Consider the following 10,114-nt stretch of genomic DNA (forward strand, 5'->3'; position numbering starts at 1 on the left):
CGATGATAGTGCTGCAACCAGTGTGAAAGTAGGTTATCGTCAAGCTAGTTATCCTGAAAAGGCCCGTCCGTGGTAGTCCACGGTTGGGCCTTTTCGCTTTTGTGCATTAGAATGGGTTGATATCGGAGATGCAACCCATGCCAGCTTACGCAATACGTCATGTTTTTGCCTGTGCTTTACTCCTGCTGGCGACCCTCACCGCGACACATGCCGCGCCGCTGACGCTACGTTTCGAACGCCTGGGCGTCGAGCAGGGACTCACCCAGGAATCTGTCGCCAGCATCCTGCAGGACCGCCACGGTTATCTGTGGCTTGGCACGCAGGCCGGCCTGAACCGCTACGACGGCTACCGCGTCACCAATTTCAAAAATGATCCAGCGAATCCACGCAGTCTACTCGACAACTACGTGCAGGCGCTGCATGAAGATGGCGCCGGCCAGCTGTGGGTCGGCAACAAGGGCGGCCTGGACCGCTATGATCCCGTCAATCAGGGCTTTATCCATGTGCTGAATGCCGGGGCGGTGACGGAGATAGCCGGTGATGGCCGCCAGGGCTTGTGGCTGGTTGTGGGCGAAGCTCTGCAGCATTTCGATCCGGCCGGCGGCACACTGGCCGCCAGCGTCACCGACGACCACGTTGGCGCTGTCGCGCGCGACAGGCAGGGCAATCTATGGGTGGCCACCGGGCACGGGCTGGCCGTGCTGACTGCCGGCGGCGCGCGGCTGCAGCACGTCGGGCCGCAGGATGGCCAGCCGGAGAACATCATGCTTTCGCTTTCCATCGCACCCGATGGCGTGCTATGGGCCGGCACCATGAAAGGGCTGCAGGCATGGCGCCTGAACGGTCAGTCGGCCGAACGGCTGCCACTGAATCTGCCGCCCGATCTGGCCGAGGCGCGCGTCAGCAAACTGCTGCATGACCGCGACGGCACGCTGTGGATAGGCACCTTCGCCGATGGCCTGAAGCGGCGCGATCCCGCCAGCGGACGCTATTACAGCTACCGACGCGACGCCATGAGCCGCCATGGCATCAGCGACAATCAGATCAGCTCCATTTATCAGGACCGCACCGGCACGCTGTGGGTCGGCAACTGGTACCAGGGCGTCAACTACGTGGACCTGAGCAGCGGCGGCTTCGAACGCTATACTGAACGCCCCGGCGTTTTGCCCAGCCTGGGCAGCAACAAGGTGCGCGCGATGGCCGATGCCGGCGGCGGCAAAGTCTGGCTGGGTACCGCCAAGGGTTTGGCGTTGCTGGATCCGGCACAAGGCAAGGTCGAACTCAGCGCAGATGAAGATGCGCATGCCAACCCGCTTGCCGGCGAGACCCTGCTGGCGGTACAGGCCGATCAACAGGGCCGTTTGTGGATGGGTACATTCGGCGGTCTGTTCTGGCGCGATCCGGCCAGCAAGCGTTACACGTCGTTGTGGCTGGGCGACGAGCCGGCGGCGCGCTCGATTCAGCGCGTGATGGTGGATCGTGCAGGCGTGATCTGGGTCGGCACGCGCCAGGCGCTGCACCGCATCGATCCGCAGACATTGGCGGTGAAGACCTGGCCTATCGACGCCAACGCCGACGACAAGCCGGGCGGCCGTATTTATACGATGCTGGAGGATCATCGCGGCATGTTGTGGGTGGCGACTGAAAACGGTTTGGATCGTTTTGACCGCGCCAGCGGCAGGTTCACCCACTACCGTCACGATCCGGCGCGGCGCGACAGCTTGAGCCATAACCGGGTGCACTATCTCTACCAGGACGAGCAGGAGCGCCTCTGGATCGGTACCGCCGCCGGCTTGTGCATGGCCCGCCTGGATGCGGACGGTGAACCGCATTTCCGCTTTTATCCGCCGCCAGACGGGCGGGCGCCCGATCCCATCGGCGCGATTCTCGGCGACGAGCAGGGGCGCCTGTGGATCAGCACCACGGCCGGGCTGTCGATGTTCAATCCCAAAACCGGAGCGTTCAAGAACTACACTTCCAGGGATGGCCTGATCGATGGCTCTTACTTCATCGGTTCCGGCTACCGCGCGGCCGACGGCACGCTGTATTTCGGCGGGCTGGAAGGCGTGACGGCATTTCAGCCGGCGCGCATCCACGACAATCCCTATGCGCCGCCGGTGGCGATCACCGATTTCTCCATCTTTAACCAATCCATATTTGCCGGCGCGCCACGTACCGACGTCCTGGCGCAGGGACCGCTCTACCAGGCCAGATCGCTCGCGCTGAGCTACCGCGATGCGGTGTTCTCGTTCGAATTCGCCGGCATGCATTTCGCCGACCCGCGCCGTAACCGCTATGCCTATCAACTGGTGGGCTTCGATCCGGACTGGGTGATGACCGATGCCGGCAGGCGCTTCGCCACCTATACCAATCTCGATCCCGGCAGCTATGTGTTCCGCGTGAAGGCGGCCAACAAGGACGGCGTTTGGAGCAGCGATCCGGTGTCGCTGGAGGTGACCATCGCGCCGCCATTCTGGCGCACCTGGTGGTTCCGCGGGTTGATGCTGGTACTGGTGATCGGCTCGGCCTACCTGCTGCTGCGCATCCGTATCCGTCTGCTGCTGCGGCAGAAGCAGGAGCTGGAGCAGCAGGTCGGCAGCCGCACGCGCGAGCTGGTGCAGCAGAAGGAATCGATAGAGCGCGAAAAGGAAAACGTCGAGGCGGCGCACCGCAATATCTCGCTGCTGTCCGATATCGGCCGGCGCATCACGGCCAACCTGGATAGTGAAGCCATCATGTCGCTGCTCTACCAGCAGGTGCATGGGCTGATGGATGCCAGCGTATTCGGCATCGGCATCTACAGACCGGAGCAGGAGCTGATCGAATATCCGTTCGCGATGGAGCGCGGCAAGCGCTACACGCCTTACACGCGCAGCATGCGCGAGCCCAATCAACTGGCGGTATGGTGCATCAATCACGCGCAGGAAGTCTTCATCAACGAGGTGCGGACCGAATATTCGCGCTTCATATCCAGTCTGGAATTGGTGTCCGGTGCGGAGCATATGGGTACGCTGGAGGATGGATCACTGCCGACCGAACCGCGCTCGCTGATCTATGTGCCGATTTCAGTCAGCGGCCAGGTGCGCGGCGTGATCACGGTGCACAGCTATCGTGCGCATGCCTATCAGCGCATCGACCTGGACATGCTGACCACGCTCGCATCGTATGTGGCGGTGGCGTTTGCCAACGCGGATTCGTATCGTCGGCTGCAGGACACGCAGCAGCAACTGGTGGAGCGCGAGAAGCTGGCGGCGCTGGGTTCCCTGGTGGCCGGCGTCGCGCATGAGCTGAATACGCCGATCGGCAATAGCCTGGTGATCGCCAGCACGCTGGAAGACAAGACCCGCGATATCGAACAGCTCAACGCCGCCAACACGCTGCGCCGTTCCGACCTGCGCAGCTTTATCGATGCGGCGAACGAAGCGTGCACGCTGCTGATGCGCAGCTTGCGCAATGCGGCGGAGCTGGTGAACAGCTTCAAGCAGGTGGCGGTCGACCAGGCCAGCGCCAAACGGCGCAAGTTCAATCTGCAACAGGCCACGCACGAAATCGTGATGACGATGAAGAATCAGGTGCGCAAGGCCGGCCACCACATTGTGCTGGAGATGCCGGACGATATCGTGATGGACAGCTTTCCCGGCCCCTATGGGCAGGTCATCATCAATCTGATCAACAACGCGCTGCTGCATGCCTTCGACGGCAAGGCGGCCGGCGAAATCCGGATGTGGGCCATGCAACTCGGGTCCGACCGCGTGCGCATCGTGTTCCAGGACGACGGCAGGGGCATTCCGGTCGAACATCAGGCGCGTATCTTCGATCCCTTCTTCACCACCAAGCTGGGGCAGGGCGGCAATGGACTGGGCTTGAGCGTGACCTGGAATATCGTCACCTCGCTGCTGGACGGCAGCATACGGGTGGACAGTGCGGTGGGAGTGGGGACGCGCTTCACCATCGATCTACCGGTGAAGGCGTCCCTGGCGGGAGATTAAATCCCCCAGATGATGTTTTCGTTTTCTTCCTTGGCCGTGCGCAGCATTTCCAGCAGCGGGAAGGCGCGGGCCGCAAAGCCGACCCGCTGCAGCATGGCGTGTTCCTTGGTTTCGCCTTCTTCCTGCTCGTGGGCGTGGGCGTCGTGCTCGACGTCGGTCTCAGGATGCAGCCTGGTCTCCGCCACTTCATGTTCGAGAATCGACAAGGCCTGCGCCGCCTCGGCCGCGGTGATCACGCCGCGGGTCGGATTCTTGTGCAGCAGGTCCAGAATACGCTGGGCGTGCTCCTGATACATCAACACTTCCGGGCTGGATTTGGATTTAAAGGCAATTAACATGATGCGCTTTCTTAGTCTTATTGGTGATGAACAATAGCACGGTGCGCCGATTGTCGCAGAGCGCGGCGCGTCGTTAGATTGACTGTAGGCCCATCTGACAGCGTTTTCAAGCCCGAAATCCTTAAATATGCGCGCTGCCGCACGCCAATTAAGTGTGCTTTAAGCGATTAATTCAGTTTAAAAGAGCTGAGATAGGTATCCACCGTGTCGGCGTCGACACGGCCGGCCGGGCCGATGACGACGACCTGGTACAGCCGTTTGCCGCTGCTCAGGAACCTGCCGGTCAGGCGCATCGAATGGCCGTTCCGGCTGCCGCTGGCGTCGATTTCCAGCGCGCCATTGGGCAGCTGTCTGCTGCTGGTGATGGTGGCGCCGATGTTGCTGATCATCGCGGTTTTCATTGCTTCCAGCGCGGCCGGCGCTTGCGTCGCGTCGGCCAGTTGGGCGCTGCCGACAGCGAACACCACGCCGTCGATTTCCGTGGCCGCCATGGTCATCTTCGTTTCCAGCTGGCCGAGGTGGATCGCGCGCGTCTGCGTGGCCGGCTTGCCGGGGAAGAGGATGGCGTACGGCGCATCCGGACTGCGGTAATCGCGCCAGTCGTATTTCGGGCTGCACGCGCTGAGGGACGCCGTCAGCAGCAGGACCAGGGCCAGTTTGCGGTGCATTATTTTTTGGCTTTCTTCTTCTGATCTTCGATGGCTTTCCACTCATCGATGTAATCCTGCTGACGCAGCGCGCGCGAGTGCGGGTCGATGGTGACCAGGGCGTGCGGCGGCAGCGTCAGTTCGCCGTGGCCGTCGGCCATGTCGAGTCGTTCGATGTGGTTGTCGACGCGGACTTCGACTGGCATCGGGAAGCGGCCGCCGTCTTTGAGCTTCCATGTGAGCTTGAGCTGATTGTCGCTGCGTTCTTCGATCAGTTCCGGCAGCGCGGCGTGATACAGGTAAGCGTCGAAGAACCACTGCAGATCGCGGCCGCTGGCTTCATTGGTGAAGTGGATGAATTCCTTCGTGCTGCTCCAGCGCGGCTGGAAGTGACCGGGCGTGGGCGCGGTGCTGCCGTAGACCATGCGCCGCGTGGCGGTGAAGAAGGCATCGTCGCCGATCAGGTTGCGCAGCGTGTGCAGGATCAGCGCGCCCTTGGTGTAGATATCGTTGCCCGGTCCGCCGCGTTCCGTCTGGTAGATGTCCTCGATGCGCTGGCTCTTGCCGCTGACCACCGGCACTTTGTTCATCAGCGTCTTGCGGAAGTCGAACAGCGCGGCCTGGAATGCCATCTCGCCGCGCAGCGATTCCATGTACAGCGGTTGCATGTAGGAGCCGAAGCCTTCGTGCAGCCACATGTCGTCCCAGTCGGCGTTGGTCATCTGGTTGCCGAACCACTCGTGCGACAGCTCGTGATGCAACAGCCAGTCGTAGCCATAGGGCGACTTCAGATAGTGGTTGCCGTAGGCGTTGATGGTCTGGTGTTCCATGCCCAGATGCGGGGTCTCGACCACGCCCATTTTTTCGTCGCCGAAGGGATAGGGGCCGATGCGGCTTTCGAAGAAGTCCAGCATCAGCGGGAATTCCTTGAACAGCCCTTGCGCCTCCTTGTCATGGCCCTTCAGGTACCACATGCGCAGCGGGATGGTGTTGCCGTAGCGGCTGGCGTAATCGGCCGACAGCATGTCGTAGGGGCCGATGTTGAGGGCGACGCCGTAGGTGCTGGGATTCTTGGCGCGCCAGTTGTAGGTGCGCCAGCCGTCGCGTTCCTCCATGCCGGTGGCGACGCCGTTACCGGCGACGACCAGCGGCGCCGGCACGCTGATGTGCAGATCGATCAGCTGCGGCTTGCCCATCGGGTGATCGATGCAGGGCCAGAACAGGTCGCAGCCTTCGCCTTCGACGGTGGTGGCGATCCACGGCTGACCGTCCTCGGTACGGCTCCAGGTGAAGCCGCCATCCCATGGTGCCTTTTTGGCGATGACCGGTACGCCGTGGTACTTGATATTGACGGTGGTGCGCGCGCCGGCCGGCAGCGGCGTCGGCAAGGTCAGATACAGGCGGCCGTCCGGGTTGCTGATGGCCGAGGGCGCGAGCGTGACGCCATCCACACTGGCGCTGTCGACCGGCAGGTTGCGATCGAGTTCGACGGCGATGCGGGTCAGCGGCTCTTTCAGCAGGAAGGTCAGCGAGGCGTCGCCCTTGATGCTCCTGGTGTCCGGCTCCACGCGCAGCGCCAGGTCGACTTTTTCAAACGTCACCGCGAGCTGCTCCGGCGCGCGCGGGCTGCCGGAGTTGACGGTGAAATCGGTGGGCGGGACTTGCGTGGCGCAGCCGGCCAGCAGGGCACTGGCGGCGAGGTAGGCGGGCAGACGGGTCATGACGTTCCGGGCAGTAGCTAAGTTGCGAGCAATATAGCAGCAAGCGCGCCGGACTTGGTATGCAGATCGGGTGTGAGAACCGCTTTTTGTATTGAACTATTCCAGTAGTGCGCGCCGGTACTGCAGCGCTTCTGTCATGTGTGGCAGCAGGATGATGTCGGAACCGCCCAGGTCGGCGATGGTGCGGGCGACGCGCAGGATGCGGTGGTAGGCGCGGCCGGACCAGTGGAAGTGCTCCATGGTCCGCTTCAGCATGGCCTTGGCGGGGCGTTCCATCTTGCAATAATGGTCGATCTCGCGCGGGCTCAGATACTGGTTGCGCTTGCCCTGGCGCCGCTGCTGCAGGTTGGCGGCGGCCTGCACGCGGGCGGCGATGACCGCGGAAGGTTCGCCGTCGGCCGCTGCCGCCAGAGTGTCGGGATCGACCGCGGCCACTTCGATCTGGATGTCGATGCGGTCCAGCAGCGGGCCGGAGATGCGGCTCTGGTAGCGGGCCACGACATCGTTGGAACAGCGGCATACCACCGTCTTGTGGCCGCGATAGCCGCACGGGCAGGCGTTCATGGCGGCAATCAGCTGGAAGCGCGCGGGAAACTCGGCCTGGTGCGCGGCGCGCGAGATGGTGACGCTGCCCGATTCCATCGGCTGGCGCAGCACGTCCAGCACGCGGCGGCTGAATTCAGGTAGCTCGTCGAGGAACAAGACGCCATGGTGTGCCAGCGAGATCTCGCCGGGACGCGGAATGCCGCTGCCGCCCACCAGCGCCACGCCGGAAGAAGTGTGATGCGGCGCGCGAAACGGCCGGCGTTTCCAGTCCTGGATACGGAAGGAGCCGGTCAGCGATTGCACCGCCGCCGCTTCCAGCGCTTCCTCGTCGCTCATTTCCGGCAGCAGGCCGACGAAGCGCGAAGCCAGCATGGTCTTGCCCGATCCCGGCGGACCGACCATCAGCACCGAGTGGTTGCCCGCCGCCGCCACTTCCAGCGCGCGCTTGATCAGAACCTGGCCTTTGACGTCGGCGAAATCGGGGTAGTCGGGCGTATAGCTCAGGAGCGCTGCGGCGTGCCGCGACAGCATGCTCTCCGCCGACTTCGAGGCGAAATGGGCGCATACCTCCAGCAGCGAATTGGCCGGATAGATCGCCGCATCGGACACCAGCGCCGCTTCGTCGGCATTTGCCATCGGCAGGATGAAGGCCAGGCAGCCGCCATTGCGCCGCGTGGCCAGCGACATGGCCAGCGCGCCGCGTATCGGCCGCAGTTCGCCGGACAGCGACAGTTCGCCGGCAAATTCGTACTGATGCAGGCGCCTGGAAGGAATCTGTTTTGAAGCCGCGAGGATGCCCAGCGCGATCGGCAAATCGAAGCGCCCCGACTCCTTGGGCAGATCGGCCGGCGCCAGGTTGACGGTGATGCGCTGCGCGGGGAATTCGAAGCCGCCGTTCTGGATGGCGGCGCGGACGCGGTCCTTGGCTTCTTTGACTTCGGTATCAGCCAGGCCGACGATGGTGAAGGCGGGCAGGCCGTTGGCCAGGTGCACTTCGACGCTGACTTCCTGCGCCTCCATGCCGGCCAGGGCGCGGCTCTTGAGTACGGCGAGTATGGACATGTCGCCAGCGTAGTGCACGCTGGCCGAACTGCTTTGTGCTAGCCCAAACGGACGCCTTATTGATTGATCTTGCCTTCCAGCTCGGCCAGGCGGGTTTCCAGCGCTTCCAGCTTGGCGCGGGTTTTGGCCAGCACCTGGGTCTGGATGTCGAATTCCTCGCGCGTCACCAGGTCCAGTTTGGCGAAGCCCTGCGTCATCATAGACTTGACATTCTTTTCAATGTCCTTTGCTGGTGAATTTTCGATGGCTTGACTGATCTTGTTTTGCAAGTCATTAAAAAAAGTGTTCATATCCATAATATTCCTTGATCCTGTAGGTCCTTCATTGCACCATTGTGGTGCAGTTCAACGTCGGCGCAGCGTTAATCTGGTGCGCGCTATCACTTTAGTCCGCTTGCGGCCATTGTCATCAATGATACGGCAGCTAATCGCTGGACAACATTAGCTGGCACACATTCTGCTAACCATGCCCATGAATGCTGTTCATTGCATCGCTTGACAAGGATTTTAAACCGCAACTGCTAGAAGTTCACACACTAGGAAAATAATTATGAACATGGCTAAGAACTATACCCTTATCGCAGCGTTGACTTTAGCATTCGCGTCCATGGCGCACGCCGAGGAAGCCACACCCGCTCCCGAGGCCAAACCCGACAACGAAGTCAGCTTTAACGCGGCTGTTGTCAGCGACTACCGTTACCGCGGCATATCGCAAACCCGTCTGAAACCTGCTCTGCAAGTGGGCGCGGATTATGTCAACAACCCGACTGGCTTCTACGCCGGCACCTGGGCCACCAACATCAAATGGGTCAAGGACGGCGGCGGCGACGGCTCGGTCGAATGGGACCTGTATGCCGGCAAGCGCGGCCAGATCACCGATGATTTCGCCTATGACGTCGGCGGCCTGTACTACTACTATCCGTCGAACGAACTGCACCCGAGCGCCAACACCTTCGAGTTGTATGCGCAGATCTCGGCCGGCCCGTTCTCGCTCAAATATTCGCACTCGACCACCAATCTGTTCGGCTTTGTCGACAGCAAGAACTCGGGCTACCTCGACGCCCAGTTCAACAACGAAGTGTATGACGGCTATGTGCTGAACCTGCACGTGGGCCATCAGAACGTCAAGAACAACGGCGCCGCCAGCTACAGCGATTACAAGGTCGGCGTCACCAAGGATTTCGGCGTGGTGTCGGTGGCATTGGCGGCGGTCCGTGCCAATACCGATGCCTACATCGGAAACGGGAAGAACCTGGCGAAAACCGGTGCTGTCCTGACCATCTCCAAAACCTTCTAAGCGAGGCCAGTATGAAAATGATTACCGCCATTATCAAGCCGTTCAAGCTTGACGAGGTCCGCGAGGCCCTCTCGGCGATCAATGTGCAGGGCATCACCGTGACCGAAGTCAAAGGCTTCGGCCGCCAGAAAGGCCACACCGAGCTGTACCGCGGTGCGGAATATGTGGTGGACTTCCTGCCCAAGACCAAGATCGAAGCGGCGGTAGACGATGCCGTCGTCGAACAGGCGATCGAAGCCATCGAAGGCGCTGCCCGCACCGGCAAAATCGGTGACGGCAAGATCTTCGTGTACAACCTGGAACAAGTAATACGCATCCGTACCGGCGAAACCGGTAACGATGCTCTTTAAGGGGAAGATGAATGAAGAAAACTATAACAAGCTTGCTAGCTGGGGTCTCCATCCTGTTCGCGCTGGCCGCACCTGTCCAGGCGCAAGACGCCAAGCCGGCTGACGCGCCGGCCGCCGCCGCCAGCACGCCTGCCGCCTCGGCGCCGGCAGAAGCACCTGCGGCCG

Annotated in this window: 8 protein-coding genes; 3 read left to right on the forward strand and 5 right to left on the reverse strand. The window is 61.9% G+C overall.

The window, feature by feature from the left end; all coding sequences use genetic code 11:
• Window positions 1-137 precede the first annotated feature (137 nt).
• Window positions 138-3,989 (forward strand): sensor histidine kinase, encoded by a 3,852-nt coding sequence (locus tag E4L98_RS19610; protein ID WP_135203234.1) that lies wholly within the window; start codon window positions 138-140, stop codon window positions 3,987-3,989.
• Here the strand turns inward: E4L98_RS19610 and E4L98_RS19615 are convergent.
• From E4L98_RS19615 to E4L98_RS19635, 5 genes are all read right to left on the reverse strand, one after another.
• Window positions 3,986-4,327, reverse strand: coding sequence for a DUF1840 domain-containing protein (locus tag E4L98_RS19615; RefSeq protein WP_135203235.1), 342 nt, complete (start codon window positions 4,325-4,327; stop codon window positions 3,986-3,988). The two genes, E4L98_RS19610 and E4L98_RS19615, sit on opposite strands and share 4 nt — an antisense overlap.
• A 167-nt stretch (window positions 4,328-4,494) precedes the next feature.
• Complete coding sequence (locus E4L98_RS19620) at window positions 4,495-4,995, reverse strand: hypothetical protein (RefSeq protein WP_135203236.1); 501 nt, start codon at window positions 4,993-4,995, stop codon at window positions 4,495-4,497.
• On the reverse strand, window positions 4,995-6,695 hold the full coding sequence (locus E4L98_RS19625) for a M1 family metallopeptidase (RefSeq protein WP_135203237.1): 1,701 nt from the start codon (window positions 6,693-6,695) through the stop codon (window positions 4,995-4,997). Before E4L98_RS19625 ends, E4L98_RS19620 begins: the two co-directional genes overlap by 1 nt.
• A 96-nt stretch (window positions 6,696-6,791) precedes the next feature.
• Window positions 6,792-8,303: a YifB family Mg chelatase-like AAA ATPase gene (locus E4L98_RS19630; RefSeq protein WP_135203238.1), complete on the reverse strand. Its 1,512-nt coding sequence runs from the start codon at window positions 8,301-8,303 to the stop codon at window positions 6,792-6,794.
• A 56-nt stretch (window positions 8,304-8,359) separates the two neighbouring features.
• Window positions 8,360-8,599, reverse strand: coding sequence for an accessory factor UbiK family protein (locus E4L98_RS19635; protein WP_072789195.1), 240 nt, complete (start codon window positions 8,597-8,599; stop codon window positions 8,360-8,362).
• Window positions 8,600-8,852: 253 nt separating this feature from the next.
• On the opposite strand from E4L98_RS19635, the gene E4L98_RS19640 reads away from it, so the two are divergent.
• Window positions 8,853-9,599, forward strand: a complete 747-nt coding sequence (locus tag E4L98_RS19640; protein ID WP_371857260.1) for a TorF family putative porin — start codon at window positions 8,853-8,855, stop codon at window positions 9,597-9,599.
• Window positions 9,600-9,610: 11 nt separating this feature from the next.
• Window positions 9,611-9,949: a P-II family nitrogen regulator gene (locus tag E4L98_RS19645; RefSeq protein ID WP_135203240.1), complete on the forward strand. Its 339-nt coding sequence runs from the start codon at window positions 9,611-9,613 to the stop codon at window positions 9,947-9,949.
• Window positions 9,950-10,114: the final 165 nt, after the last annotated feature.

This window comes from Duganella callida (assembly GCF_004614165.1).
Lineage (GTDB): Bacteria > Pseudomonadota > Gammaproteobacteria > Burkholderiales > Burkholderiaceae_D > Rugamonas > Rugamonas callida.